Source organism: Parviterribacter kavangonensis (genome assembly GCF_056863335.1).
This window is the reverse complement of record NZ_JBXPJA010000002.1, coordinates 498,296-523,579: the sequence shown is the minus strand read 5'-3', so window position 1 is coordinate 523,579 and position 25,284 is coordinate 498,296. Positions and strand designations below refer to the sequence as shown.

The following is a 25,284-nucleotide window of genomic DNA, read 5'->3' as shown; positions in this document are numbered from 1 at the left end:
GTGGACGTTTGAATCACTCTTCCTGGGATTCCGATTCGTGTAGTCGGAATTGTATCTCGTTTTCGTTGCGCGTGCAACATCCCTCGGGCTCCGGTGCGGAGAGACTGGATCGCGCGTACTTGATGTGCGCTGGGCGCACGTAGAGCCGCCTCCGAAGAGGCAGCCACAGCAGACTACAGGTTCGCGACGGATCTCGCGTGACCTGCATCACACTCCCGGGTACGAACCCGAGAACCATGGGGTTCAAGGATCCGAAGGCGACCACCGTCGCCGGCATCGAGAAGGGTAGCGAGAAGGCCTCGCTGTCCTGGGACAAGGCGCTCGTGGCGGGTTTCCTCGCCGGCGCGTACATCGCTTTCGGCGGTCTGCTGGCGATCACCGTCTCAGCGGGGCTCGATCCCAAGCAGTGGGGCGGGCTCATCACGCTGTTCACCGGCTCGGTCTTCGCCCTGGGCCTGATCCTCGTCGTCGTGGCCGGGTCCGAGCTGTTGACTGGCAACATGGCGCTCGTGCCGCTGGCCGCCATGGGGCGGCGCATCGGCCTCGGCGCGATCGGCCGCAACTTCGGGATCGTCCTGATCGGCAACCTCATCGGGTCGGTGTTCGTCGCGTACTTCCTCGCCGTGAAGACGGGCGTCGTGACCGCCGAGGCGCCGCTGGCGCGGCTCGGTCAGATCGCGCAGGCGAAGGGCTCGACCGAGACCGAGTTCCAGATCTTCCTGCGCGCGGTCGGGTGCAACTGGCTCGTCTGCCTCGCCGTCTGGATGGCGATGTCGGCCGAGGACGTGGCCGGCAAGGTGCTCGCGATCTTCTTCCCGATCATGGCGTTCGTCGCCATGGGCTTCGACCACGTCGTGGCGAACATGTTCTTCCTGCCGGCGGCGATCTTCGCGGACGTCCCGGGCCTCACGTGGTGGGACGCGATCCACAACTGGATCTTCGCCTTCCTCGGCAACCTCGTCGGCGCGGCGATCTTCGTCGCCGGGTCCTACTGGTACCTCTACGGGCGCGAGCCCGCTGCCGCGCCGGCGCCGGGCGACGAGCCGCGGTCGACGGGCGAGAGCGGGCGCTTCAACGGCGACGGCACGCCCGCGGCGGCCCGCGAGGAGCGCATCACGCGCTAGTCAGGCGCGCTTGACGGTCCGCAGGCCGTCGCGCTCGGTCCAGATGTCGATGACGATGGCGTTGCGCGCTTCGTTGAGGCGCACGAAGCTCGCCTCGCTGACCTCGAGCCGGAAGAGGTGCGACGGACCGTTCGCCGCGGCCTCGCCGTTGAGGTCCCTCACGCGCGCCTCGTCGGTGATCTCCTCGGCGCGGCCGGCGACCTTGGCGTCGCCCTGCCAGGCATCCGGCTCGTCGGACCCGCTGTGGAGCGCGTACCGGGGATCGCGCTGCAGGTCGCGCGCCTTCAGCGCCTGCCACATCGACCCGATGTAGAGCTCGCCGTCGCGCCGCTGCGCCTCCGTGCCGGAGATCCGCGGGCCGCCGCCGGCGCGGACGGTCGCGATCGTCTTGTGCGTGTGGGCGTCGAACCGCTCGGCGACCGCGCGGGCCAGGCCCGGAGCGGCCTTCTCGAACTCGGACCAGGAAGCCATGGCGCGAGCGTGCCGGACCCATGGCCGCGCGTCGAGCAGCACGTCGAAGATGATCAAGCCGATGCGCGACCGCCTCCGCGACCTGCTCGACCTCGTCGTCGCGACGCTCGACGAGCCCGGCACGGACGGACGGGCGCTGGCGGGCCGGGCGCACTTCTCGCGCGACCACCTCGACCGGGTGCTGTCCGCGGCGGTCGGCGAGTCGCCCGTCGCGCTGCGGCGCCGGCTGCTGCTCGAGCGGGCGGCGTGGCAGCTGCGCGCCGGCGCGACGGCCGGGGAGGCGGCGCGGGCGGCCGGCTACGGGTCGCTTGCAGCGTTCTCACGCGCGTTCGCGCGCGCGTACGCGTGCGCGCCGAGCGCCTTCGCGGCCTCGGGCTCGCCCGTGGAGCTCGAGGCGCCGAACGGCATCCACTTCCACGCGCCGGCCGGCATCCTGCTCCCCGGCCGGCCGGGCCTCGTGCCGCGGCGCGACGTCCTCGACCGCCAGATCGCCCATCACGCCCACCGCGTGCGCGAGCTGCTGCACGCCGCGGCCGCGCTCGACTCCGAGCAGCTCGCCCGCCCGCTGCGTCCGGGGTTCGTCGTGCACCCGTTCGAGGGCGAGGAGCCGTCGGCGGCGCTGATGGCGGAGCGGCTCGTGCGCACGCTGGAGCTGTGGGTCGCGTCGATGGCCGGCCGCGAGGACGAGCGGCGCGGCGGCGACCTGCTCGCCCGCCACGAGGCGGCGTCGCGCGCGTTCGCGGCGATCGTGCGCGCGATCCGCGAGCGCGACGCATGGGACGACGCGTTCATCGACGCGCTCTGCGAGCCGCCCGAGTCGTTCACGTACAGCGCCGTGATCGCGCACGTCCTGACGTTCGGCGCGATCCGCCGCGAGATGCTCGCGAGCGTGCTGACCGAGCTCGGCGCCGAGCTCTCCTCGGCGGACCCGATCAGCTGGGACCTCGCTACATCGCGCGGGTCGCGATCGTCCTGACGGCCGCGCCCAGCGCCGCCGCCAGGTCGCCGCGCGGCTCCACCGCGACGTGCTCGAGCCCGAGCCAGCCGGCCAGCTTCGCCAGCTCGCCGGCGAGCGCCTCCGCCGTCTCACCCGGGTCGGCGCCCTCCTCCAGGTGCGCGGCCTGCACCCGCAGCGTGCTCGCGGCGCGGTCGCTCTTCAGGTCGACGCGCCCGACGAGGCGGTCGCCGAGCAGGAACGGCAGCACGTAGTAGCCGTGCACCCGCTGCGGCGCGGGGACGTAGATCTCGATCCGGTAGCGGAAGCCGAAGAGGCGCTCGACGCGCGGGCGCTCCCAGATGAGCGAGTCGAACGGGCCGACCAGCGCCCTCGCGTCGACGCGGCGCGGCAGCCGCGCGCCCGGTGCGAGGTACGCCTCCTGGCGCCAGCCGTCGACGGCGATCGGCTGCAGGTCGCCGGCCTCGACGAGCTCGGCGATCCGGGGGTTCGCGTCGACGGCGAGGATGCGGAAGTAGTCGCGCAGATCGGATGCCGTCGCGATGCCCATGCTGCGCGCGGCGACGCGGATGAGCTCCCGCTGCGCCTCGTCGTCGTCGGGCGTCGGCGTCGCGATCACGTCCGGCGGCAGCACGCGCTCCGGGACGTCGTAGAGCCGCTCGAACCGGCGGCGCCGCGCGCTCGTCAGCTCGCCGCCCCAGAACAGGAACTCGAGGCCGCGCTTGATGTCCGACCAGTCCCACCACGGGCCCTTGCGGCCGCGCGGCTCGTCGAGGTGGCCGAGCTGCGCCGCCGTCAGCGGCCCGCGCGCGCGGACGTCCTCGAGGATCGCCTCGAGCAGCTCCGGCCGCTCCTGCGCGATCCGGCGCATGCCGCCCCAGGCCTCGTCGTGCGCGCGCCGCATCCGCCAGCGCAGGTGCGGCTGCAGCTCGACGGGGATGAGCGACGCCTCGTGGCCCCAGTACTCGAACAGCCGCCGCGGCGCGTAGTGCGACAGCCGGTCGAGCAGCTCGGTGTCATACGCGCCGAGCCGGCTGAACGCGGGGAGGTAGTGCGCCCGCTGCAGGACGTTGACCGAGTCGATCTGGATCAGGCCTACACGGCCGACGACGCGCGACGTCAGCGCCCGCGTGTCCGGCGTGCGATCGAGCGGCGGCTCCGCGAACCCCTGCGCGGCCAGCGCGATCCGCCGCGCCTCGGCGAGCGAGACGCGCTGACGGCGACGAGCGGGTCGGGTGGCAGCCACGAGGCCGATGATGGTGATGAACGCCGCGGCGGAGCGTTCCGTGAGGTCACCTCAGCGGCGCCGCAAGAGGTTCTCGATGAAGAGGCTCAGCCGGCGGATCGTCTCCGACCAGAGGCGGATCACGCGGTGCGGCACTTGTGCATCTTCGCGACGGTCTCGTCGTCCTTCGCGGACAGCCGGCCGGCGCCGACCCACGCGAAGCGGAAGAGCAGGCCGGCGAGGAGGTAGAGCACGCTCGCGAGGTCGTGCGCCGGGCGCCCGGTGCGGTTGCGGACGAAGCGCAGCGCGAGGCCCGTCCGGACGAGCCACTTCGCCGCCTTGAACTGCTTGCCCGGCGCGCCGGCCTCGAGGTCGCGGGCGAGCTCGCCGAGGCGGCGCTCGTTGATGACCGACAGCGCGAGCTCCGCGGACATCGCGCCCGTCTCGACGCGGCCGAGCGCGCGGCGGGTTGGGTGGCCCTCGGGCAGCCCGGACGCGATGAGCACCAGGCGGCAGGCCGCGGCGCCCGTCGCCGCGCCGGTGCACACGAAGATCGGGCCGAGGAACAACCGCGACCGCGCCCACAGCGGGACCGCCGTCGCGGCGAGCAGGATCCCCGTGTACGAGCCGAAGTAGCCGCCGACGACCGCGGCGCCCGCGTTGATCGCCCTCGCCTCGCGCCTGCGGCCGAGCAGGTCGGCCCCGACGGCGCCCGCCAGCGCCGAGGAGAACGCCATGAGCGCCCAAGCCCCCATGCTCATCGGCGACCGCGGCTTGAAGATCCGCAACATGTTCAGGAACCGCGCCGGCCGGCCCAGATCGGCGATGAGCAGCGGAGGCGCCGGCATGACGGCGGCGAGCGCGACGCGCCGCGCGATGCGCGCCGACTTCTCGTCGCCCGCGAGATCGCACGCGAGCGCGACGAACGACGCCCCCGCCGACATCCCCCCGAACCAGAAGTAGAGCGGCACCTCCCACGTCCACACGGGTGCGTGGATCATGGGCCCGACGACCGGCGCCCCCTCGGCGTCCCGCTTGCCGCGCAAGGACAAGGGATCTTGCGCCGCGGGCGGAGAGGGGGCGGGGGCGGGCGCCGCCGGCGACGGCCCCGACATCGCGTCGGAGGGGCCGGCCGGCCCCGAAGGGGTCGCCGGCGCGTAGCGGGTGTCGTCCTTGTAGAGGTACGACCAGCGGCCGTCTTCCCAGTGGCCGATGTGGAGGGCGACGCCGGCTCCCTCGGTGCCGCGCTCCCAGCGGCCGGGCGCGCCGGCCGTCCCGAGCGCGGGCTTCATCTCGCCGTACGAGTGCGCGGACTCCTCGCGCTTGACGAACTCGGCCTCCTCCTCGCGGGCGTGCTCGGCGGCCTCCTCGAGCGGCGCCGGGCCGTGGCCCTGCTGCTGCGCCTCGGGCGGGGCGCCGCCGCCGGAGTGCGACCGGCCGCCGGCGCCGCTCACCAGCGCGTCCTCCGCCGCGGGCCGCCGGCGAGGAACGCGGCCGCGACGCCAGCCGCGGCGAGCAGGCCGGCGCCGATCCCGGCCAGCGTCGCCGGGACGACGTTCTCCTGCGCGGGCGAGTCGGCGTTCTCGGGCAGGCCGTAGACCTCGGGCGGCTCGGTCAGCAGGAAGAACGCGCCGAGGCCGCCCGCGACGTCGTCCTCCGACGCGCCGTACAGGTACGCGTCGTCGCGCCCGCGACCGTGCAGCTCGACGACGCGCCGCCCGGCGATCTCGACCAGCTCGTCGTACGGGCCGAACGTGATCGAGTCGGTCGGGCACGCCTTCGCGCACGCCGGTTCCAGGCCGTCCTCCAGCCGGTCGTAGCAGAGGGTGCACTTCGCGGCCCGGCCGTCGTCGTGGTCGCGGTCGATGACGCCGAACGGGCACGACGGCACGCAGTACCCGCACCCGTTGCACACATCCGGCTGCACGATCACCGTGTCGAACTCGGTGCGGATCAACGCTCCCGTGGGGCATGCGTCCAGACAGCCGGCGCGCGTGCAGTGCTTGCACACGTCCGACATGAAGACCCAGTCGACGGGCGAGCCCTCCTCGAGCAGCTCGACGAACCGGACGTGGCGCCACGTCGTGCCGTTCAGCTCGCCCGTGTGGTCGTACGAGCCGCCGCGCCGGTAGACCGAGCCGTCGGCCGGCAGGTCGTTCCACTGCTTGCACGCGACCTCGCACGCCTTGCACCCGATGCACGTCGTCGTGTCGGTGAAGAAGCCCATCCGCTCGGCGCCGGGCCGCGACAGGGCGCGCTCGGGCTCCACCCGGGTGATCGGCAGCGTGGTCATCGGTCCGGCCGCTCCTCCGCCTCGCTGTCCTCGTCCGGCTCGACGTGCCCCGGCGACACGCCGGCCAGCGGCCGCGTCCCCCGCGACACCCGCCCCGCGCGCACGTCGCACACGAACGCCTTCGTCTCCTGGATCGCCACGTTCGGGTCGCCCGACATCGGCACGAGGTCGTTGACCGCGTCGCCGTGGCCCTCGCTGCCGCCCCAGCCCCAGTGGAACGGCATCGCGATCTGATGCACCGTCTCCCCGCCCATCCGCAGCGGCTTCATCCGCGGCGACACCATCGCCCGCGCCTCGATCTCCGCGCGCTCGGTGACGATCGTGCACCAGCCGCCGTCCTCGATCCCGCGCTCGCGCGCGAGCTCCGGCGACAGCTCGGCGAACATCTCCGGCTGCAGCTCGCTCAGCCACGGCAGGTACCGCGACATGCCGCCCGCGGTGTGGTGCTCGGTCAGCCGGAACGTCGTCGCGACGACCGGGTACCGCGGGTCGCCCGTCGCCGCGTACGGGTTGTCCGGCCGCGACCAGCGCAGCGCCGCCGGGTTGGACTGCAGGTCGGGGTAGAGCAGGTTGTCGACCGGCGACTCCAGCGGCTCGTAGTGCGTGGGCAGCGGCCCGTCGGTCAGCCCCGACGGCGCGAAGAGCCACGCGTGCCCGTCGGCCATCATGATGAACGGCGCGTCGCCGTCGATCGCGTCCATCCCCTCGGCCTCGTCGTCGCCGCGGTAGTCGGGGCGCTTGTCGACCGGGAAGTCCGGGACGTCCGGCCCGACCCAGCGCTCCGTCTTCTCGTCCCACTCGATGAGCTTCTTGCGGTCCGACCAAGGCTTGCCCTCGGGGTCGGCGGACGCGCGGTTGTAGAGGATCCGCCGGTTCGCCGGCCACGCCCAGCCCCACTCGGGCGCGATCACGCCGTCGCCCGGCTCGCGCCGGCGCGCCTGGTTGACGCCGTCCGCGTAGACGCCCGAGTAGATCCAGCACCCGCACGCGGTCGAGCCGTCGTCCTTCAGCTGCGCGAACCCCGGCAGCGGCGCGCCCGACGCGACGTCGTAGCCGTTGATCTCGCGCAGCACCGCCTCGGCCGACGGCTCCTCGTGCTCGCCGTGCGTCGGGTAGTCCCACTTCAGGTGGAGGACCGGCCGGTCGCGCGGGTCGTCGGAGCCGGCGAGCTTCTCGCGGATGCGCTTGGTGAGGTGGTACATGAACCACAGCTCCGACCGCGCGTCGCCCGGCGGCTCCATCGCCTTGTCGCGCCACTGCAGCAGCCGCTGCGTCTGCGTGAACGTGCCCTCCTTCTCGATGTGCGAGGCGGCGGGCATGAGGAACACCTCGGTGCCGATGTCCTCGGTGCGGAACTCGCCGTCGCGCACCTCGGGCGAGTCCTTCCAGAACGAGGCGCTCTCGACCTCGACGAGGTCGCGGACGACGAGCCACTTGAGCTTCGTCAGCGCGCGCCGCTGCAGGCCCGCGTGGATCGAGCCGATCGCGGGGTTCTGGCCCATGAGGAAGTAGCCCTCGACGCCGCCGTCCGCCATCCGCAGCACGGTCGCCTGGTGCGAGTGCGTCCCGCTGATCCGCGGCAGGTACGAGAAGCAGAAGTCGTTCTCCGCCGTCGCCGCGTCGCCCCACCACGCCTTCAGCAGGCTGACGATGTACTCGGGGAAGTGCGACCACCAGCCCTTGTCGGCGCCGCCGGTCGCGATGTACCGCTCGAGCGTCAGCTCCTCCTCGTACGCCTTCGGCATGTGGAGGTAGCCGGGCAGGATGTCGAACAGCGTGGGGATGTCGGTCGAGCCCTGGATCGATGCGTGGCCGCGCAGCGCCAGCACGCCCGCGCCCGGCCGCCCGATGTTGCCGAGCAGCAGCTGGAGGATCGCCCCGGCGCGGATCATCTGGACGCCGGCGGTGTGCTGCGTCCAGCCGACGGCGTAGCAGAGGGCGGTCGTCCGCTCGCGCCCGCTGTTCTCGATGAGCGTGTCGGCAACGCGCTGGAACTCCTCGCGCGAGATCCCGCAGACCTGCTCGACCATCTCGGGCGTGTAGCGCGCGTAGTGGCGCTTGAGGACGTTCAGCACGCAGCGCGGGTTCTGCAGCGTCGGGTCCGTCTTCGCCCGGCCGGTCATCATCCCCGCGCCCGTGCGCGCCTCGAACGACTGCGCCGAGTGCTCGCGCACGCCCGCCGACGCGGCGATCTCGCCGCCCTCGTACATCCACGAGTGCGGCTGGTAGGCGCCGGTCTCCGGGTCGAAGCCGCTGAAGATCCCGCCGTTGTCCTCGGCGTCGACGTAGTCGTCGTTGATGATCGTCGCGGCGTTCGTGTAGGCCAGCACGTACTCCTTGAAGTACGCCTCGCGCTCGAGCACCTCGCGGATCAGCCCGCCGAGGAACGCGATGTCCGAGCCCGCGCGGATGGGTACGTGGAAGTCCGCCATCGCGCTCGTGCGGCCGAACCGCGGGTCGACGTGGAAGACCTTCGCCCCGCGCTCCTTGGCCTTCATCACCCAGCGGAACCCGACCGGGTGCGCCTCGGCCATGTTCGAGCCCTGGATCCAGATGCAGTCCGCGTTCTGGAGGTCCTGCAGGGGCATGGTGGCGCCGCCGCGCCCGAACGAGGTCCCCAGACCGGGGACCGTGGAGGAGTGTCATATGCGGGCCTGGTTCTCGATCTGCACGGCACCGAGCGCGGTGAAGCTCTTCTTGATGAGGTAGTTCTCCTCGTTGTCGAGCGTCGCCCCGCCGAGGTGCGCGAACCCGAGCGTGCGGTTGACGTGCCACCCGTGGCTGTCCCGGTCCTGCCAGCCGTGGCGCCGGGCCTCGATGACGCGGTCGGCGATCATGTCCATCGCCGTGTCGAGGTCGAGGTCCTCCCACTCCGTCCCGTACGGGCGGCGGTAGCGGATCTTCGTCAGTCGGCCGGGCGACTGGACGAGCTGGCGGCTCGACGAGCCCTTCGGGCACAGCGTCCCCTGGTTGATGGGCGACCGCGGGTTGCCCTCGATCGAGAGGAGCTCGCCCTCGCGCGTGTAGACGACCTGGCTGCAGCCGACCGCGCAGTAGGGGCACACCGACTCCGTCGCCTTGACCCCCGCGATGCGCGCGCCCGCCTTGCGCGTCTTGTCGGAGACCGCGGCCCCGCCCATCCCCCAGTCGGCGACCTTCCCGACCAGCGGCAGGTCGCGGAGCTTGCGGAAGTGCCTAGAGGAGGTGGACACGGGCCTCCCCGGAGTACACGTTCACGCGCTCGCCGCGCGCGAAGCCGGCGAGCGTCATGCCGCGATCCTGCGCGAGCTGGACGGCGAGCGACGTGGGCGCGCCGACCCCGACGAGCGCGGGGGCGCCCGCGACGGCCGCCTTCTGGACGAGCTCGAAGCTCAGCCGGCCGCTGACGCACAGGACGAGCTCATGCAGCGGGACGAGCCCCTGACCGAGCGCCCAGCCGATCACCTTGTCCATCGCGTTGTGGCGGCCGACGTCCTCGCGGGCGCAGACCAGCTCCCCCTCCGGGGTGAAGAGGCCGGTCGCGTGCAGCCCGCCGGTGCGGTTGAACGTCGGCTGCACGAGGCCGTCGGGCAGCCGCGCGAGCAGCGCGCGATCGAGATGCGGGCGGTCGCGGAACGGATGGGGCTCGGCGTGGACGGCCACCTCCTCCAGGGCGCCCTTCCCGCAGACGCCGCAGGACGAGCTCGTGAAGAAGCGCCTGCGCGCCGGGTCCCGGAGCAGCGGCCCGTCGACCTCGACGGCGTTGCCCGCGAGGTCGGCCGTGGGCCCGGCGTGGTGGACGCCGTCGATGAGCCCCTCGCCGTAGAGGAAGCCGAGCGCCAGCTCCTCGTCGTGGCCGGGCGTGCGCATCGTCACGGCCAGCGGCTCGCCGTCGACGCGGATCTCCAGCGGCTCCTCGACGGCGACCTCGTCGGCGATGCCGTCGTGCTCGACGAGCGCGTGCATCCCTCGGAGGCGGACGGCCTGGCCTGGCATCACGCGGCGACCTACCCGGCTACTCTTCGGGCCATGCCGCTTGCCGACTTCCTGGGCTGGAACCACCGAGAGTGGATGGACACGATCGGGCTCGTCGCCGTGTTCTTCATCGGGTTCCCGCTGCTCGTGCACGCCATCATCGGCTACATCGTCGCGCAGGTGCTCGGCGAGAAGCGGGCCAACCAGGCCCTCATGCACGGCGACGACCAGACGTCGCAGGGGTAGGCGCTCTCTACGCCGCCGCGACCGCCGCGCGCAGCGTGCGCCGGCGGGCCGTCGCGATCGCTCCGCCGCAGGCCGCCGCGACCACCGCGGCGAGGATCGCCGCGTGCCAGTCGTCCGCGTCGACGAGCGCGCCGCCGATCGCCGCGCCGAGCGCGATGCCCGACACGAGCGCCGTCAGCGGCCACGTGAGCGCCTCCGTCTGGGTGCCCGCGGGCGCCGTCGTGCTCGCCAGCTCGTTGCGCGTCGCGATGAGCGGGGCGATCAGCGCGCCCGCCGGGATCAGCAGCACCGCCATGACCGGGACGGACGGCGAGAGGGCGAGCGGCAGGAACGCGAGCGGCAGCAGCACGGTCAGCCGCAGGTGCAGCTGGGCGAGGTGGGCCCGCCGCGGCCGGACGCCGTAGACGAAGCCGCCCGCGGCGCTGCCGAGCGACCAGATCGCGATCAGGACGCCGGCGAGCTCCGGGCTCGCCTCGTCGGCGCTGAACGCGGGCAGCGCGACCTCGATCGCGCCGAACGCGAAGCCGACGGGCAGCATCGTGACGACGAGCGTCTGGATCCCCGGCGAGCGCAGCGCGCCGAGCATGCCGTGGTGCGCGTCCGGCTTCAGCACGTCGGCGTGCGGGAGCAGCGCGGTGAAGGCGGCGGTGCCGACGAGCACGGCCGCGGCGCTGACGAAGAGCGCCGCCGCCGGGCTGACGAGCGCGACGAGCACGGCGGTGAGGAGGGGCGACACGACGAACGTCAGCTCGAGCAGCACGGAGTCGAGCGCGTAGGCGCGCGGGACGAGGTCCGGGTCGCGGGCGAGCAGCTGGGCGAAGCGGCTGCGCAGCACCGACGGGTTCGGCGGGTACGCGGCGCCGCAGAGCAGCGCCATCGCGACGAGCGCGCCGGTCGGCGCGGAGGCCGCGCCGAGCGCGAGCAGCGCGAGGATCGACACGGCATGCGCCACGGCGAGCGGCACGAGCACGCCGGTCCCGCGCCGGTCGACGAGGCGGCCCATGAACGGCGCGCCCGCGCCTGTCCCCAGCGCGAGCCCGCCGGCGACCGCGCCGGCGACGCTGAACGATCCGGTCTCCTCGCGCAGGAACAGCACGATCGCCAGGCTGTTGATGCCGATCGGCAGGCGCGCGACGAGGGCCCACCCGAGGAGGGCTCCCATGCGCGGGACGCGGAGGATGTCTGCGTACGACTTCACTGACCCAGGAGCTGCTTCATCCGCAGGGCGTTGCGGACGGCGAAGACCTCCCAGTCGTTGTTGAAGTAGGCGAAGACGGAGGCCGTGGCGGCGAAGTCGCGGATGCGCGCCGCCCACTCGCGAAGCTCGGTCTCAGCGTAGTTCCCGCGCCGCCCGCGGCGGCCGTAGTGGAAACGCAGGAACGTCCAGTCGGTCGTCAGCTCGTGCGGAACGTCCTCGCGGCGCGGGTCGTCGCCGATGGCCAGGGCCGTTCCGTGCGCGTGGAGGATCCCGTAGACCTCGGGCTCGAACCACGACGGGTGGCGGAACTCGACGGCGTGGCGGCCTTCGGGCAGCGCGTCGAGCCAGGCGTCGAGGCGATCGTCGTCGCGCTTGAACGTCGGCGGCAGCTGCCAGAGCACGGGGCCGAGCTTCGGGCTCTCGGCCAGCGGGGCGATCGAGGTGTAGTAACGCTCCAGCCCGCGCTCGCGGTCGAGCAGCCGCTTCATGTGCGTCAGGTACTGCGAGCCCTTCGCCGCGAAGACGAAGCCGGGCGGGGTCTCCGCGAGCCAGTTCGCGACGCTGTTCGGGCGGGCCAGGCGGTAGAAGGTCGAGTTCACCTCGACGGTGTCGAAGTGCTTGGCGTAGTGCTGCAGCCAGCGGCGCTGCGCGCAGCCCTGCGGGTAGAACTCGCCGCGCCACGACTGGTACTGCCAGCCGCTGCAGCCGATCCGGATCTCCGTCACGCGCTCGCCCGGAGCGCCTCGCCCAGCTTGCGCGCGTCCTCGTGCAGCGTCTCGCGCAGCCGCGGGTTGTGCAGCGCGGCGGCGGGGTGGTAGAGCGGGAAGATCCGGCGGCCGTCGTGCTCGATGACGGTGCCGTGGACCTCGCCGATCTTCGCGTCGGGCACGAAGCGCCCGAGCGCGTGGCGGCCGAGCGGGACGACGAGCGCGGGCTCGATCACGTCGAGCTGGGCGACGAGCCACGGCACGTGGTGCGCGACCTCGTCGGCCTTCGGGTCGCGGTTGCCGGGCGGCCGCGCCTTGACGACGTTGGTGATGAACACGTCGCCCCGTTCCAGGCCCGCGTCGGCGAGCAGCCGGTCGAGCAGCTTGCCCGCGTTCCCGACGAACGGGCGGCCCTGCTTGTCCTCCGACGCTCCGGGCGCCTCGCCCACGATGACGATGCCCGCGTCGGCGTTCCCCTCGCCGGGAACGAGGTTCGTCGCCTCCTCGCAGATCGCGAACCCGCACGGGACGTGCCCGCGGATCTCGTCGGCGATGGCGTCGAGGAGCTCGCGCTTGTCGGCCATCAGCGCATGCTGGCACGCCGGGAAGGGAAGGCCTCGTGTGAGCATGGCCTCCGACACCCTCGTCGAAGCCGGCCTCGAGTCCTTCGCCCGTCTTCTCACCCTTCGCGACGGCTACACCGCGCGGCATGCGGAGCGTGCCGCGGATCTCGCCGTGGCCGTGGGCGAACGCTGCTCGATCGACGACGCGGCGATGAGCGTCCTGCGCCACGCCGCGAGGCTGCACGACATCGGCAAGATCGGCGTGCCGGACTCGATCCTCCGCAAGCAGGAGCCGCTCGACGACGAGGAGTGGGCGGTCATGCGCTGCCACCCGGCGTGGGGCGCCGAGGCGCTGGCGTCGATCCCGGGCTTCAGCGACGTCGCGACCGTGGTCCGGTTCCACCACGAGCGCTGGGACGGCCGCGGCTACCCCGACGGGCTGGTCGCCGACGCGATCCCGATCGAGAGCCGGATCATCGGCGCCGCCGAGGCGTTCAGCTCGATGACCGCCGACCGGCCGTGGCGCGCCGCGCTGCCGCTCGCCAAGGCGCGCGAGCTGATGCAGACGGGTGCGGGCTCGCACTTCGACGCGCGTGTCGTCGAGGCGCTCCTGGCCGTCGTCGAGGAGCGGCCGGAGCTCGCCCGCGACCCCGAGGCGCCGCCAAGCCCGTTCGGCGCCGGCGCCGAGCCGGCGACCATCGCGCCGCCGCCCGACCGCGACGGCCGCGTCGTGCGCGAGCCGGACCGCGGCAGGCGCACCCGCTTCGGCCCCGCGCCGTCGCGGCTGCCCGAGGCGATCGCGAACCTGCGGCTGCCTGCGCTGGCCGAGTCGCGCGACCGGCTCATCCGCATGGCGGGCGAGGCGTCGCCGCGCACCGGCCGGATCGCCGATCTCGTCGAGACCGATCCGGGGCTGACGGCGGCTTTGCTGATCGCCGCGAACGCGCCGCGCAAGGCCGGCACGCAGGGCGGCGTCGCGAGCGTCCCCGCGGCGCTCGAGGCGCTCGGCCTCGACGAGGTCCGGTCGATCGCCGAGGAGACGCCGGCGTTCGACTTCTTCCAGCAGGTCGCGGGCTGGCGGGTGTCGCCCGAGCGCTTCCGCCTTCATGCCGTCGCGGTCCAGCGCGCGGCGCGGCGGCTGGCGACCGCGGTCGGCCACGACGACGCGGACGAGCTGGCTGTGGCGGCGCTGCTGCACGACGTCGGCAAGCTCGTGCTCGCCGCCGCCCACGACGCGTGGCCCAAGGAGGTCCTCACGGGCGCGCGGACGCCGGAGGAGCGGGTGCGGGCCGAGCGGCGCGTGCTCGGCTACGACCACGCGACCGCGGGGTCCGGCGCGCTCGAGCGCTGGAAGCTGCCCGAGCGCGTCGTCGAGGCGGTCGCCAACCACCACGACGAGGGCGTCGGGGCGGAGGCGTCGATCCTGCGCTTGGCGGACATGCTCGCCCACTACGGCGTCGGCGCACCCGTCGATCCGCGCGCGCTGCTGGCCGCCGCGCGCGAGCTCGAGCTCGATCCGCGCTCGCTGCGCACGGCGATGTTCGACCTGCACGCCTCGCCGGTGCAGCGGCCCGAGCGGCTGGAGCCGTCGCCGCTGACCGAGCGCGAGACGGTCGCGCTCCGCGGGCTCGCCGAGGGCCTCGTCTACAAGGACATCGCCGAGCGCAACGGCATGTCGGTGAGCACCGTGCGCACGCACCTGCACAACGCGTACAAGAAGCTCGACGTCGCCGACCGCGCGCAGGCCGTGCTCGCCGCCACCGAGCGCGGATGGATCTGATGCTCGTCGGCGCGTGATGGTCCGCTGGGGCATCGCCGGGACGGGCGACATCGCCCACGCCGTCGCGGGTGAGTTCGGGCACGTCCCGGACGCGGCGCTCGTCGCGATCGGGTCGCGCTCGCAGGCGCGGGCCGACGCGTTCGCGGGCGAGTTCGGCCTGCCGCGGGCGCACGGGTCGTACCGCGCGCTGATCGACGACCCCGAGGTCGACGTCGTCTACGTCGCGACGCCGCATCCGCAGCACCACGCCTTGGCGCTGGCGGCGCTGCGAGCGGGCAAGGCGGTTCTCGTCGAGAAGGCGTTCACCGCGACGCTCGAGGGCGCGCGGGAGGTCGTCGACGAGGCGCGCCGCCGCGGCGTGTTCTGCATGGAGGCGATGTGGACGCGGTTCGTCCCGGCGACGGTGCAGCTGCTGCGGATGCTCGCCGGCGGGGCGATCGGCGAGGTCCTCTCGCTGCAGGCCGACCTCGGGATGGCGCGCACGTTCGATCCCTCGAGCCGCTTGTTCGCGCCCGAGCTGGGCGGCGGAGCGCTGCTCGACCTCGGCGTCTACCCGGTGTCGTTCGCCCAGATGCTGTTCGGCGCGCCCGACTCCGTCGCGGTCGTCGGCGTCTCGGAGCCCAGCGGCGTCGAGGGCTCCGCGGCGCTGCTCCTCGGCTGGCAGGACGGCCGCAGCGCGACGCTCACGACGTCGTTGCACATGCCGATGCCCCGCACCGCCCGCGTGCTCGGGACCCGCGGCTGGATCGAGCTGGCCGCCCCGTTCCACCACTCGCCCGCGCTCGTCCTCCACCGCGATGGCGAGGAGCCCGAGCACTTCAAGACGCCGCCCACCGGCCGCGGCTACTCCCACGAGCTCGCCGAGGTGACGCGGTGCGTCGCCGAGGGCGAGACCGAGAGCATGCTCATGCCCCTCGACGACACCCTCGCCGTCATGGCGGTCCTCGACGAGGCGAGCGCGAAGCTCGGCATCCCGCGCGCCGAGGACCGCGACGTCCCCGTCTAGGCCGCGGCGCTCTCGAGGAGCTCGCGCATCCGGGCCGCCGCCTTCGGGGCGTCCGACCCGCGGTTGTTGTTGAACATCATCCGGACCTGCGGCACCTCCGCCGCGAGTCCCTCGACGCGCGCGCCGAGCTCTCGCAGCTCGTCGTCGTCGTACTGGTAGGCGAAGCGCTCGGCGACGCTGCGGCCGCGCGAGTAGCCCTCGGCGTTGCGGCCGTGGGCGCGGAAGTAGGCGACCTCGTCGTTCGTGACGGCGTCGAGCGGCGGCATCATCGTCGGCGGCTTGCCCTGCGGCGCGTCGACGCAGACGTACGCCGCGCCGTGGCGCTCGTACCAGCCGAGCGTCTCCTCCGTGCGCTCGCCGCGCACCCACGCGCGGTGGCGCAGCTCGATCGCGACCGGGTGCGGCTTGAGTCGCTCGACGAGCGCGTCCAGCTCGTCGAGGGCGTGCTTGCGCGGCTCGAACGCCGGAGAGAGCTGCAGCAGGAACGTCGCCAGCTTCCCCGCCTCCGCGAGCGGTGCGACGGCCTCGAGCACCGCGTCCGCGAGCCGCTCCTCCAGCCGGTTGTCGAGCACGACCCGGCCGCGATCGGTCGTCTTCGCCAGCTCGCGCAGGTCCTTCGGCAGCGCGTCCAGCTGCGCCGCATGCCGCGAGAGCAGCCGGTGGAGCTTGACGTCGAACGTGAAGTCGCCGGGCGTCTGCTCGACCCAGCGCGTCACCGTCTTCACGTCCGGCACCGCGTAGAACGTCGCGTTCACCTCGACGGCGTCGAAGCGCTCGGCGTACCAGGCGAGCCGGTCCCGCGCCGCCAGCCCCTCCGGGTACCACTCCTCGACGAAGCCGGGATCGGCCCACGACGACGTGCCCACGACGATCCGTCCCACGACCCGGTGATGCCCGCGCCGCGCCGCGAAGACACCGCGGGCCGCGCCCGGCCGCGCGAAGGGGCGCGGCGGCGGGGCGTGCAGACGGCGGGGCGGCGATGATCCGCGGGTGCCTTCCTGGACCGAAGCTCTTCGCCGGCGGCCGCGGGTCTCGCTCGCGCCCCTTCCCACCCCTCTCGAACGCGCGCCGCGGCTGAGCGAGGCGCTCGGCGTCGAGGTGTGGCTGAAGCGCGACGACGTGGGGTCGCTGGGGCTGGCGGGGAACAAGGTGCGCAAGCTCGAGTTCACCTTCGGCGAGGCGCTCGAGCAGGGCGCCCCCGCGGTGGTGACGCTCGGTGCGGCGCAGTCGAACCACGCGCGGGCGACGGCGGCCGCGGCGGCGCGGCTCGGGCTGCCGGCGGTGCTCGTCATGGGCGGCGACGCGCCTGAGGGGACGCCGACCGGGAACCTGCTGCTCGACGCGCTCTTCGGCGCCGACGTCCGCTTCGCGGGCACGACGGACTGGGCGGAGCTCGCCTCGCAGGCGGCCACGATCGCGACCGAGCTCGGCGGCGCGTACCTCATGCCCGCGGGCGCGTCGTCGCCGACGGGGGCGCTCGGCTTCGCGGCCGCGTACGCCGAGCTGCTCGCCCAGCTCGACGAGGCCGGCCTGCAGCCGGAGTCCGTCTACCACGCGTCGACGTCGGGCGGGACGCACGCCGGGCTGCTGCTCGGCCACGCGCTCGCGGGCCGCGGCCCGCGGCCGCGCGGCTTCGACGTCGGGCAGATCGTCCCGGACGCGCGCGGGCTCGTGACGTGGCTGGCCAACGAGGCCGGCGCGCTGCTCGGCGCCGATCCCGGCCTGGCGGAAGGCGACGCCGATCTCGACCTCTCCCAGCTCGGCGACGGCTACGGCGCGTTCACCGGCGCCGCGACCGAGGCGATCCGCCTGGTGGCGCGCACCGAGGGCGCCGTCCTCGATCCCGTCTACAGCAGCAAGGGCATGGCGGGCCTCGTCGCGGACGCCCGCGCCGGCCGCATCGCCGGACCGGTCGTGTTCTGGCACACCGGCGGCGGCCCGTCGCTCTTCGCCGACGGCTGGGCCGACAACCTCGTCTGATCGGCGTCAGGCGCGCGCTTGCTCGCGGCCCCGCTGGCTGCCCGGGTACGCCTGGCCGCGCAGCCGCTGCAGCGGGCCGACGGGGCGGATGTTGCCGCCCGTGTGCCACGGGTTGAAGCGGATGCGCTCGGCGATCTCGCCGGGCAGGCGCTCGGTCAGCTCGAGGCGCGCGACCGGCGTCAGGCGGCCGTTCAGCGGCGCGAGCGCGAGGTCGAAGCGCGTCCGGCTGCGCGGGATCGCGCCGACGACCCGCAGCGAGCCGCCGATCCGGTAGGCCAGGACGCTCGAGTAGCTCTGCGCCGGCAGCAGCGCCGGAAGGATCAGGTGGTGCAGGACGGGCGCGTCGAGCGACGTGTTGAGCAGGAAGTCCTGGTGCTGCTGGCGGCCGTGGGCGTCCTCGATGCGGATCGCGAGGCCGAGCGTGTCCGGCAGCGGCTCCGGCAGCCCGACGCCGCGCGAGAGGCGGACGGTGCAGCGATGGACCGCGGCGAAGTCGAACAGCGGCGCGTTCGTCCCGGCGTCGCCGGGCACGGTCAGCGTCGCCGCGTACGCGACGCCGGTCGGGTGGAAGATCCGCGCGCCGCGGACGCGCGACAGAGCGGACCAGAACGGAGCGACAGTCGGCACGAGCCCCTGCCCTACCCATCCGGCCCCGCCCTCTCCCGCCGGAGACGCTCCGAGCGGATCGGCCGAAGAGGCCGCGGCGGCCCGCCACGCGGCCATCTTCGGTCAAGCCGCGGGCCTCCGGGGCCGATCTTCCGGGCAGATGGCCACCGCGACCCCACCGAAGGTCTTCCGGCTGAAGGCGTACGACCGCGTCGTGGTGAGCGCCGACGCGTTCCCCGCCCTGCCGGCGGTGGTCGCCGCGACCTCGCCGACCGAGGCCATGCTCGTGCTCCACGACGCGCCGATCCCGGCGCGCATGCTGCACAAGCGCGCCGGCGTCATCGAGGCCGCCGCGGACGGCAAGCGGTACCGCGGCAGCGGCGAGATGCACATGGTCGCCCGTGGCGGCGCCGTGCGCGACGACGCGATCCTCTTCCGCTTCGGCACCCCGGCCCCGCCGGCGCGCCGCACGCACGAGCGCACGCCCGCGGTGCTGCCCGTGACGCTCGTCCCGATGACGAACGAGGTCGCTCCCGCGCACGGCCTGACGCTCGATCTCAGCCCCGGCGGCCTGCTCGTCCGCGGGCCGAGCCGCATCGAGAGCGGGTCGGAGCTGCTCGTCCACCTCATGCTCCCCGACGAGGAGCTGCCGATCCCTGCGAAGGGCGAGGTCGTCCGCCAGTCCGGCGACGGCCTGCTCGGCGTTCGCGTGGACCGGATGCGCGCGGCCGACCGGGAGCTCGTGCAGCGGTGGCTCGCCCGCCGCCGCGCTGTGTGACCGAGGTCACTCGACACAGTGTCAAATCCTGAGTAGGGTCGCGTCATGTCCGCGCTGCCCCAGCACGAGGCGCCGTCGCGCGGCGACCTCCAAGACGTCAAGGTCACCGATCGCGAGCACTGGCAGGACGGCCCGCCGCACGCGCTGTTCAAGGACCTGCGCGGGCAGTGCCCCGTCCACTTCTCGAAGGGCATCACCGAGTACCCGGACGAGGCGGGCTTCTGGTCGGTCACGACCGCCGACGACGTCCACACGGTCAGCCGCGACTGGCAGACCTACTCGTCGGCGAGCGGCATCACCGCGGTCACCGAGGGCGTCATCCCGCTGCCGCTCATCCAGGCGATGTTCATCGGGATGGACCCGCCGAAGCACGACCGGCTCAAGGCGCTCTTCCAGCGCGGCTTCACGCCGAAGCGGATCGGCGAGCACGCCGAGGAGATCCGCGTGATCGTCCGCAAGACGCTCGACAAGCTCGAGGGCCGCGACGAGTGCGACCTCGTCACCGACGTCGCGCAGCCGGTCGTCTCGCGCGTCATCCACAGCTTCATGGGCGTCCCCGAGGAGGACGACGCCGAGTGGGCGCGGCTCATGAACGCCGTCCTCGGCGCCGGCGATCCGGACCTCAACCCCGAGGGCCCGGAGTCGGTCATGACGAAGGACGTCCCCGAGATCTTCCGCCGCTGCCAGGAGCTCATCGCCGCCCGGCGCGAGCAGCCGACCGACGACCTCACGAGCGTGCTCGTCCACGCCGAGGTCGACGGCGAGCGGCTCGAGGAGCACGAGATCGTCATGGGCTTCTTCCTGCTCGTCGCCGCCGGCAACGACAGCACGAAGGCGACCTACTCGAGCGCGATGAAGGCGCTGCTCGAGAACCCCGACCAGATGCAGCTGCTGGTCGAGGACCCGTCGCTCGTCTCCAGCGCGGTCGAGGAGTCGCTGCGGATGTTCCCCGCCTTCGCGCACTTCCGCCGCACCGCGACCAAGGACACGGTCCTCAACGGGCAGGAGATCAAGGAGGGCGACAAGGTCGTCCTCTGGTACGTCTCATCCAACCGCGACGAGACGCGCTACGAGGACCCCGATCGCTTCGACGTCACCCGCAACCCGGAGCACCAGGCGTTCGGCGCGGGCGGCCGGCACTTCTGTCTCGGCACCGCGCTCGCCCGGCTCGAGCTGAACATCCTCATCGAGGAGACGCTCGCCCGGTTCCCCGGCATGGAGCTGGCGGGGCGACCCGGCTACGCCGAGTCGCCCTTCATCAACCAGCTCAAGACGCTGCCGGTCCGCCTGAACCCCTAGGGCGTCGTGCGGATGCCCGGCGCGTCCGCCACGGCCGGCTCGTGCGCCGCGACGGGAGTGACCGGCTCGGTCACGACGGTCTTCTCGTGCTTGTCGTCGCGCCGCTTCTTCGCCACCGCCGCAGCGGCGCCGGCCGCCAGCAGCATGAGCCCGTTGCGGCCCTTGTGGCTCTGGTTCGCCTGCGCCTTCGACTTCGAGCGGCGGCGGCGCTTCGTGTCCGTGGTGCCCGTGGGCAGAACCTTGGCCATCGCGCCGAGCAGCATCTGGCCCTTGGACGGCTTCTGCGGCTTGCGCCGCGGATAGGTCGGCAGGTGCGGGCGCGCCGAGGTCACGGGGCGACGCGCGCGCGGTGAGGCCGTTGAGCGACGGGGCATCGTCGTGCGGGAGGTGGTGACAGGCATGGAAGTCGTCTACCCATGTCCCGCGCGCCGCAGGGAGCCACGGCGCGCGGTTGCCAACGCTCGCTGACGCGCGCTCAGAACCGAAGCGCGACGGCGACGCCGTCGTGGTCGGCGAGGTCGTCATGATGGCGCAGCGGCAGCACGTCGGCGTCCTGCTCGAACGCCAGCTCGACCGCCCACTCGACCAGGTTCGGGTGCGGTTGCATGACCTCGCCGTCGACCGGGCACGTGCCGCGCTCCTCGGCCGATGCCCAGCGGCACTTCGGGCACACGACGCCGGGGTGCTCGACGCCCGGCTCCAGCACCAGCGTCGCGACGCGGCGCTCGTACAGGGCGGGCAGGATGTCGGCGATCCCGCGGATGCCGGTCTTCGGGTTCTCCACCCGGTCGAGCGCCTCGCGCTCGCGATGCGTCTGCTCGACCTGCAGCAGCGGCTCGAGCTTCTCGCGGATGCTCTCGGCCGACTCCCAGTCCGCACCGGCGTCGAAGCGGGCCGCGATCTTGTCGCGCAGCTCGTTGGGCAGGAGCCCGTCGAACTCGCCGTAGCGGTGCTCCTGCGTGCCGACGAAGATGCGCGTGTACGCCCGCTTGCGGTCGGCCTCGCCGAGCATGTCGATCGCGCCGCGGAGGAACTCCCGCTCCTCCATGCCGATGGAGCGCTCGTAGCGACGTGCGGACATGCCGCCCTTCGATGAGCGGCCCTGGTGGTCGTCGCGGATCCAGCGCGCCTCCTCGAGGCGGTCGCCGGAGCCCTCGAGCAGTCGGGCGTCGTCGCCGTCGAGGAGGAGCACGGCCCAGCGGTCGTTCGTCCCGATCTCGGCAAGCGGCTCGATCGCCGGCCGGTCCGCGATGAACACGCGGGAGTCCACCGGCCGCGGCAGCTTGACCACCTCGAGCAGATCGGCCGGTCCGCAGACGAAGAGCGCGAGCGCGTGCGCTCCCTCGGCCCAGTCGTCGCCGAGGTTCGCGTCGAGCTCGGAGCGCGCACGGTCGACGTCGCCGCGCAGCGCGGTCCGCGCGTCGTGGTCGAGCCCGTCGACGCCCTCGACCGCGCGGTGCGCCTCGTCGAGCAGCGACGTCACCGCCGTGCGGCGGTTCTCGCCCGCGGCGAGGTTCGCCGACGGGTCGAGGTTCAGGTACAGGGAGAGGACCCGGGCGCCCCCCGGCGCCTGGAGGCTCGCAAGGCGCTGGAGGCGGTCCCGGCTGACGTCCGAGGTCTGCATGGAGGGCATGCCGCTGGCGCTACCCGGCGGCTACGCACCTCACTACTGGTCGTCGGGCTCCTCGTCGTCGGCTTCGCCGTACTCGGCCGTCGAGCGGTCGCTCTCGACCTCGCCGGTGAAGGCGTCGCTCAGCGGGTCGCCGCGGCCGTCGCTGTGCGTCGCGTTGTCGACGAGATCCGCCTCGGCAAGCTCGAAGCCCTCGGCCTCGCCGCCGCCCGCCTCGTAGACGGGACGCATCGCGTCGTCGAACTCGTCCTCGTCGCCTGCCCGGCCGCCGATACGGCCGGCATCGGCCGCCGCGGCGGCCTCCTCTTCGCGGACGAAGTCGTCATCGGGGGTTCGCTCTGCCATGGCGTGGACGCTACCCCGGGCACGGCGGGACGGAACGGGGTGGCTGCGGGGCGGAGCGGCGAAGTGTCGTGTGACGGAACGGCGGGTAGCCGCGTCGCGGTGTCCTGGCGTCTCTCGCCCCTTCGGCTGCTCGGCCTCGCCACCGCGGCGGGCGCGGCCGTCGCGGGCTGGGCGCTGCTGGTGGAGCCGCGGCGCATCGTCGTGCGCCGCAAGACGCTGCGCGTGCCGGGCTGGCCGGCCGAGCACGACGGCTTCAAGCTCGTGCTCGTCAGCGACCTCCACGCCGGCGGCCCGCACGTCGACGTCGATCGCATCGCGAAGGTCGTCGACGTCGCGCTGAAGCGCAAGCCGGACCTCGCGGTGCTGCTGGGCGACTACGTCGACCCCGACGTGACGCTCGGCGGCGCCGTCGCGCCCGAGGACGTCGCGGCCGAGCTCGGCCGCCTGCGCGGCAAGCGCGGCACCGTCGGCGTGCTGGGCAACCACGACTGGAAGCACGACGGCCCGCGCATGTGGCAGGCGCTGCAGCAGGCGAAGGTGCGCGTGCTGGAGAACGACGCCGTGCGCGTGCTGCCGCGGCCCGGCGAGGTGTGGGTAGCGGGGCTCGCCGACACCCGCGACCGTCGCCCCGATCTCGAGGCGGCGCTGCGCAAGGTGCCGGACGGCGCCGCGGTGCTGCTGCTCAGCCACGACCCCGACACGTTCCCCGAGGTGCCGCCGCGCGTGTCGCTCACGCTGAGCGGCCACACGCACGGCGGCCAGGTGGCGGTGCCGCTCGTCCGCCGCCGGTGGATCCCGTCGCGCTACGGCGAGCGGTACGCGGGCGGCCACGTGGTCGAGGACGGCCGCCACCTGTACATCACGCGCGGCGTCGGCCAGAGCGGGTTCCCCGTCCGGCTCGGGGCACCGCCCGAGGTCGTGGTGCTGAAGCTCAGGCCGAGAGGCCGATCGGGCAGCTGACGCCCGTGCCGCCGATGCCGCAGTAGCCGTTCGGGTTCTTCGCGAGGTACTGCTGGTGGTAGTCCTCGGCGTAGAAGAACGGCCCGGCCTCGGCGATCTCGGTCGTGACGTCGCCGTAGCCGGCGGCGCGGAGGCGGTCGGCGTAGGCGTCGCGGGTCCGCTCGGCCAGCGCGCGCTGCTCGTCGCCGGTCACGTAGACCGCGGAGCGGTACTGCGTGCCGACGTCGTTGCCCTGTCGCATGCCCTGGGTCGGGTCGTGGCCCTCCCAGAACTTGCCGAGCACCTGCTCGGCCGAGACGACCTTCGGGTCGAAGACGACGAGGACGACCTCGGTGTGGCCGGTGAGGCCCGAGCAGACCTCCTCGTACGTCGGGTTCGGCGTGGCGCCGCCCGCGTAGCCGACGGCGGTCGTGTAGACGCCCTCGGTCTCCCAGAAGATGCGCTCGGCGCCCCAGAAGCAGCCCATGCCGACGACGAGCTGCTCCAGCCCGTCGGGGAACGGCGGCTTGATCGGCGTGCCGAGCACGAAGTGGGTGCTCGAGGTGGGAATCTCGCTCTCGCGGCCCGGCAGCGCCTCGCCGGCCGCGGGGGTGCGGAGCTTCTGACGCGTGAAGAACATGGCCCGAGGCTAGAAGCCGAACCTAAGCGCTGGGTACGCGCTGCTTCGTCCGTGAACGGGGGCGCGCCTTCTCCTTCTTGCGCCCGCAGATCGTCTCGTCGAGCTCGTTCAGCGCCTCGCTCATCGCGTCCATCAGCGGCCACGCGTCGTCGACCATGTCGCGGTCGACCACGATGCCGAAGTCGACGTGGTCGAGGTAGCTCAGGCAGGTCACGTTGAGGCCCACGCCGTCGGTGATGACGGACACCGGGAAGTTGGCCTCGAGCTGGGCGCCCGCCGAGTACAACGGGTAGCTCGGGCCCGGCACGTTCGAGATCACGAGGTTGAGCGGCGGGGCGGCCCGCGCGGTGATCTGCATCGTCGCCCGTGCCGCGCGCGCCGAGACGGCCGGCGGGATGAACCGCGTCGCGTCCTGCAGCAGCGAGGCGGGCAGCGCCTTGAAGCGGTCCTTGGCGATCCGCATCGTGTCGTGCGCCTGCATGAGCCGCTTGCGCGGGTCCTCGACGTCGGTCGGGATCGGCACGCTCATGACCGAGACGCGGTTGCCGAAGGTGCCCATCTGCTCGAGCGTGCGCACCGACACCGGGACCATCGCGACGAGCGGGTCCTCCGGCAGCTCGTCGCGCTCGATCATCCAGTGGCGCAGCCCCGTCGCGACGAGCCCGACGACCACGTCGTTGACGGTGATGCCCATCTCGTTCTTGATCGCCTTGATGCGGTCGAGCGACAGCGACCCGAAGCTGAAGCGCCGGTGCTGCGAGATCGGGCCGTTGAACCGCGTCCGCGGGACGCGGACCGGGCGCGGGCCGATGAGCTTCGTCTCGCTCGACCCCGTGATCATGCGCTGCACGCGCGACGCCGCCCGCGCCATCGGCAGCACGCCGGGCACGCCCTGCGCGCCGGGGATGTCCGCGAGGCTCGGCACGGTGGACGGCAGGTGGCGCAGCGCGCGCACCGGCTGGAGCGGCAGGCCGGCGAGGCCGCGCCCGAGCATCGTGAGCTGGCCCGGCGCCTGCTCCCCCACCTCGCCCGGCGGCGGCGGCGGGACGTCGCGCCCGTCGGGCGTCATGTCGAGCAGGACGCTGAGGATCTCCGCCCCCGAGACGCCGTCGACGGCGGCGTGGTGGATCTTCGTGAGCGTCGCGACCTTGCCGCCCTCGAGGCCGTGGATGACGTAGAGCTCCCACAGCGGATGGCGGCGGTCGAGCGGCCGGGCGACGATGCGCGCGACCTGCTCGGCGAGCGCGCGGTCGTTGCCGGGCGGCGGCGCGGCGGTCTCGCGGACGTGGAAGTCGATGTCGAAGTCCGGGTCCTCGATCCAGTACGGGTGGTCGATGCCGAGCGGCACCTCGACGAGCTTCCAGCGGAACGGCGGGAGGAGGTGCAGGCGCTCGGTGATCAGGCGGCAGAAGTCCTGCGCGGTCAGCTCCCCGCCCGGCGCCGTCGACGGGTCGTACACCGCGAGCCCCGACACGTGCCCGTAGGTCGATGGCGATTCCATCGCCAGGAACTGCGCATCCAGGCTCGTCAGCTGCCGCATCTCAG

General features: G+C 73.4%; 25 protein-coding genes. 9 read left to right on the top strand and 16 right to left on the bottom strand.

The window, feature by feature from the left end:
- Nucleotides 1-236: 236 nt before the first annotated feature.
- Nucleotides 237-1,124 carry a formate/nitrite transporter family protein gene (locus tag AC1UE4_RS18305; protein ID WP_482918743.1) on the top strand — a complete coding sequence of 296 codons (888 nt, stop codon included), beginning with the start codon at nt 237-239 and terminating at the stop codon, nt 1,122-1,124.
- On the opposite strand, the gene AC1UE4_RS18300 is transcribed toward AC1UE4_RS18305, so the two are convergent.
- On the bottom strand, nt 1,125-1,595 hold the full coding sequence (locus tag AC1UE4_RS18300; protein WP_482918742.1) for a pyridoxamine 5'-phosphate oxidase family protein: 471 nt from the start codon (nt 1,593-1,595) through the stop codon (nt 1,125-1,127).
- Nucleotides 1,596-1,656: 61 nt separating this feature from the next.
- Between AC1UE4_RS18300 and AC1UE4_RS18295 the strand changes: the two genes are divergently transcribed.
- Complete coding sequence (locus AC1UE4_RS18295) at nt 1,657-2,571, top strand: helix-turn-helix domain-containing protein (RefSeq protein ID WP_482918741.1); 915 nt, start codon at nt 1,657-1,659, stop codon at nt 2,569-2,571.
- Here the strand turns inward: AC1UE4_RS18295 and AC1UE4_RS18290 are convergent.
- The 5 genes from AC1UE4_RS18290 to fdhD form a co-directional block, all read right to left on the bottom strand.
- Nucleotides 2,543-3,796, bottom strand: coding sequence for a winged helix-turn-helix domain-containing protein (locus AC1UE4_RS18290; RefSeq protein WP_482918740.1), 1,254 nt, complete (start codon nt 3,794-3,796; stop codon nt 2,543-2,545). The genes AC1UE4_RS18295 and AC1UE4_RS18290 overlap by 29 nt on opposite strands.
- A 119-nt stretch (nt 3,797-3,915) precedes the next feature.
- The gene (gene nrfD, locus AC1UE4_RS18285) at nt 3,916-5,229 is read right to left on the bottom strand and encodes an NrfD/PsrC family molybdoenzyme membrane anchor subunit (protein WP_482918739.1); all 1,314 of its coding nucleotides are present in this window, start codon (nt 5,227-5,229) and stop codon (nt 3,916-3,918) included.
- On the bottom strand, nt 5,226-6,068 hold the full coding sequence (locus AC1UE4_RS18280) for a 4Fe-4S dicluster domain-containing protein (protein WP_482918738.1): 843 nt from the start codon (nt 6,066-6,068) through the stop codon (nt 5,226-5,228). The genes nrfD and AC1UE4_RS18280 overlap by 4 nt, the downstream gene beginning before the upstream one ends.
- The gene (gene fdh, locus AC1UE4_RS18275) at nt 6,065-9,208 is read right to left on the bottom strand and encodes a formate dehydrogenase (protein ID WP_482919048.1); all 3,144 of its coding nucleotides are present in this window, start codon (nt 9,206-9,208) and stop codon (nt 6,065-6,067) included. The genes AC1UE4_RS18280 and fdh overlap by 4 nt, the downstream gene beginning before the upstream one ends.
- 55 nt (nt 9,209-9,263) lie before the next feature.
- A complete protein-coding gene (fdhD, locus tag AC1UE4_RS18270; RefSeq protein ID WP_482918737.1) occupies nt 9,264-10,043 on the bottom strand; it encodes a formate dehydrogenase accessory sulfurtransferase FdhD in 780 nt (259 codons plus the stop codon).
- 33 nt (nt 10,044-10,076) lie between these two features.
- Between fdhD and AC1UE4_RS18265 the strand changes: the two genes are divergently transcribed.
- Entirely contained in the window at nt 10,077-10,268 is a 192-nt protein-coding gene (locus tag AC1UE4_RS18265) for a hypothetical protein (protein ID WP_482918736.1), read from the top strand.
- A 7-nt stretch (nt 10,269-10,275) separates the two neighbouring features.
- On the opposite strand, the gene AC1UE4_RS18260 is transcribed toward AC1UE4_RS18265, so the two are convergent.
- The 3 genes from AC1UE4_RS18260 to AC1UE4_RS18250 are packed head-to-tail and all read right to left on the bottom strand — an operon-like array spanning nt 10,276 to nt 12,757.
- Nucleotides 10,276-11,466: an MFS transporter gene (locus tag AC1UE4_RS18260; RefSeq protein ID WP_482918735.1), complete on the bottom strand. Its 1,191-nt coding sequence runs from the start codon at nt 11,464-11,466 to the stop codon at nt 10,276-10,278.
- Entirely contained in the window at nt 11,463-12,191 is a 729-nt protein-coding gene (locus AC1UE4_RS18255; protein WP_482918734.1) for a DUF72 domain-containing protein, read from the bottom strand. The genes AC1UE4_RS18260 and AC1UE4_RS18255 overlap by 4 nt, the downstream gene beginning before the upstream one ends.
- On the bottom strand, nt 12,188-12,757 hold the full coding sequence (locus tag AC1UE4_RS18250; protein ID WP_482918733.1) for a uracil-DNA glycosylase: 570 nt from the start codon (nt 12,755-12,757) through the stop codon (nt 12,188-12,190). Before AC1UE4_RS18250 ends, AC1UE4_RS18255 begins: the two co-directional genes overlap by 4 nt.
- 43 nt (nt 12,758-12,800) lie before the next feature.
- On the opposite strand from AC1UE4_RS18250, the gene AC1UE4_RS18245 reads away from it, so the two are divergent.
- Nucleotides 12,801-14,516: an HD domain-containing phosphohydrolase gene (locus AC1UE4_RS18245; protein WP_482918732.1), complete on the top strand. Its 1,716-nt coding sequence runs from the start codon at nt 12,801-12,803 to the stop codon at nt 14,514-14,516.
- Between the two features lie 16 nt (nt 14,517-14,532).
- Nucleotides 14,533-15,522 (top strand): Gfo/Idh/MocA family protein, encoded by a 990-nt coding sequence (locus AC1UE4_RS18240; protein ID WP_482919047.1) that lies wholly within the window; start codon nt 14,533-14,535, stop codon nt 15,520-15,522.
- Here AC1UE4_RS18240 and AC1UE4_RS18235 read toward each other — a convergent pair.
- Nucleotides 15,519-16,403, bottom strand: a complete 885-nt coding sequence (locus tag AC1UE4_RS18235; protein ID WP_482918731.1) for a DUF72 domain-containing protein — start codon at nt 16,401-16,403, stop codon at nt 15,519-15,521. The genes AC1UE4_RS18240 and AC1UE4_RS18235 overlap by 4 nt on opposite strands.
- Nucleotides 16,404-16,512: 109 nt before the next feature.
- Between AC1UE4_RS18235 and AC1UE4_RS18230 the strand changes: the two genes are divergently transcribed.
- Nucleotides 16,513-17,502, top strand: a complete 990-nt coding sequence (locus tag AC1UE4_RS18230) for a pyridoxal-phosphate dependent enzyme (RefSeq protein ID WP_482918730.1) — start codon at nt 16,513-16,515, stop codon at nt 17,500-17,502.
- A 6-nt stretch (nt 17,503-17,508) separates the two neighbouring features.
- Here the strand turns inward: AC1UE4_RS18230 and AC1UE4_RS18225 are convergent, their stop codons facing one another.
- Nucleotides 17,509-18,129: a hypothetical protein gene (locus AC1UE4_RS18225; protein ID WP_482918729.1), complete on the bottom strand. Its 621-nt coding sequence runs from the start codon at nt 18,127-18,129 to the stop codon at nt 17,509-17,511.
- Nucleotides 18,130-18,268: 139 nt separating this feature from the next.
- Between AC1UE4_RS18225 and AC1UE4_RS18220 the strand changes: the two genes are divergently transcribed.
- Complete coding sequence (locus AC1UE4_RS18220) at nt 18,269-18,886, top strand: PilZ domain-containing protein (RefSeq protein WP_482918728.1); 618 nt, start codon at nt 18,269-18,271, stop codon at nt 18,884-18,886.
- A gap of 45 nt (nt 18,887-18,931) precedes the next feature.
- Nucleotides 18,932-20,185: a cytochrome P450 gene (locus AC1UE4_RS18215; protein ID WP_482918727.1), complete on the top strand. Its 1,254-nt coding sequence runs from the start codon at nt 18,932-18,934 to the stop codon at nt 20,183-20,185.
- On the opposite strand, the gene AC1UE4_RS18210 is transcribed toward AC1UE4_RS18215, so the two are convergent.
- The 3 genes from AC1UE4_RS18210 to AC1UE4_RS18200 all read right to left on the bottom strand — a co-directional run bounded on the left by AC1UE4_RS18210 (nt 20,182) and on the right by AC1UE4_RS18200 (nt 22,160).
- Nucleotides 20,182-20,517: a hypothetical protein gene (locus tag AC1UE4_RS18210; protein WP_482918726.1), complete on the bottom strand. Its 336-nt coding sequence runs from the start codon at nt 20,515-20,517 to the stop codon at nt 20,182-20,184. The two genes, AC1UE4_RS18215 and AC1UE4_RS18210, sit on opposite strands and share 4 nt — an antisense overlap.
- A gap of 143 nt (nt 20,518-20,660) precedes the next feature.
- On the bottom strand, nt 20,661-21,818 hold the full coding sequence (locus tag AC1UE4_RS18205) for a baeRF10 domain-containing protein (RefSeq protein WP_482918725.1): 1,158 nt from the start codon (nt 21,816-21,818) through the stop codon (nt 20,661-20,663).
- 33 nt (nt 21,819-21,851) lie between these two features.
- A complete protein-coding gene (locus tag AC1UE4_RS18200; RefSeq protein WP_482918724.1) occupies nt 21,852-22,160 on the bottom strand; it encodes a hypothetical protein in 309 nt (102 codons plus the stop codon).
- Between the two features lie 99 nt (nt 22,161-22,259).
- On the opposite strand from AC1UE4_RS18200, the gene AC1UE4_RS18195 reads away from it, so the two are divergent.
- On the top strand, nt 22,260-23,120 hold the full coding sequence (locus tag AC1UE4_RS18195; protein WP_482918723.1) for a metallophosphoesterase: 861 nt from the start codon (nt 22,260-22,262) through the stop codon (nt 23,118-23,120).
- Here the strand turns inward: AC1UE4_RS18195 and msrA are convergent.
- Together msrA and AC1UE4_RS18185 are read right to left on the bottom strand one after the other, a co-directional pair.
- Nucleotides 23,092-23,739, bottom strand: coding sequence for a peptide-methionine (S)-S-oxide reductase MsrA (gene msrA, locus AC1UE4_RS18190; protein ID WP_482918722.1), 648 nt, complete (start codon nt 23,737-23,739; stop codon nt 23,092-23,094). The two genes, AC1UE4_RS18195 and msrA, sit on opposite strands and share 29 nt — an antisense overlap.
- A 22-nt stretch (nt 23,740-23,761) precedes the next feature.
- The gene (locus tag AC1UE4_RS18185) at nt 23,762-25,279 is read right to left on the bottom strand and encodes a WS/DGAT/MGAT family O-acyltransferase (protein WP_482918721.1); all 1,518 of its coding nucleotides are present in this window, start codon (nt 25,277-25,279) and stop codon (nt 23,762-23,764) included.
- Between the last annotated feature and the right edge of the window lie 5 nt (nt 25,280-25,284).

What these genes read in the sequence shown, in the direction of transcription:
- AC1UE4_RS18280 (WP_482918738.1), bottom strand. Translation starts at nt 6,068, where the DNA reads ATGACCACGCTGCCGATCACCCGGGTGGAGCCCGAGCGCGCCCTGTCG.
- AC1UE4_RS18185 (WP_482918721.1), bottom strand. Translation starts at nt 25,279, where the DNA reads ATGCGGCAGCTGACGAGCCTGGATGCGCAGTTCCTGGCGATGGAATCG.
- msrA (WP_482918722.1), bottom strand. Translation starts at nt 23,739, where the DNA reads ATGTTCTTCACGCGTCAGAAGCTCCGCACCCCCGCGGCCGGCGAGGCG.
- AC1UE4_RS18305 (WP_482918743.1), top strand. Translation starts at nt 237, where the DNA reads ATGGGGTTCAAGGATCCGAAGGCGACCACCGTCGCCGGCATCGAGAAG.
- AC1UE4_RS18300 (WP_482918742.1), bottom strand. Translation starts at nt 1,595, where the DNA reads ATGGCTTCCTGGTCCGAGTTCGAGAAGGCCGCTCCGGGCCTGGCCCGC.
- fdhD (WP_482918737.1), bottom strand. Translation starts at nt 10,043, where the DNA reads ATGCCAGGCCAGGCCGTCCGCCTCCGAGGGATGCACGCGCTCGTCGAG.
- AC1UE4_RS18265 (WP_482918736.1), top strand. Translation starts at nt 10,077, where the DNA reads ATGCCGCTTGCCGACTTCCTGGGCTGGAACCACCGAGAGTGGATGGAC.
- AC1UE4_RS18200 (WP_482918724.1), bottom strand. Translation starts at nt 22,160, where the DNA reads ATGGCAGAGCGAACCCCCGATGACGACTTCGTCCGCGAAGAGGAGGCC.
- AC1UE4_RS18220 (WP_482918728.1), top strand. Translation starts at nt 18,269, where the DNA reads ATGGCCACCGCGACCCCACCGAAGGTCTTCCGGCTGAAGGCGTACGAC.
- AC1UE4_RS18240 (WP_482919047.1), top strand. Translation starts at nt 14,533, where the DNA reads ATGGTCCGCTGGGGCATCGCCGGGACGGGCGACATCGCCCACGCCGTC.
- AC1UE4_RS18295 (WP_482918741.1), top strand. Translation starts at nt 1,657, where the DNA reads ATGCGCGACCGCCTCCGCGACCTGCTCGACCTCGTCGTCGCGACGCTC.
- AC1UE4_RS18245 (WP_482918732.1), top strand. Translation starts at nt 12,801, where the DNA reads ATGGCCTCCGACACCCTCGTCGAAGCCGGCCTCGAGTCCTTCGCCCGT.
- AC1UE4_RS18205 (WP_482918725.1), bottom strand. Translation starts at nt 21,818, where the DNA reads ATGCCCTCCATGCAGACCTCGGACGTCAGCCGGGACCGCCTCCAGCGC.
- AC1UE4_RS18250 (WP_482918733.1), bottom strand. Translation starts at nt 12,757, where the DNA reads ATGGCCGACAAGCGCGAGCTCCTCGACGCCATCGCCGACGAGATCCGC.
- AC1UE4_RS18215 (WP_482918727.1), top strand. Translation starts at nt 18,932, where the DNA reads ATGTCCGCGCTGCCCCAGCACGAGGCGCCGTCGCGCGGCGACCTCCAA.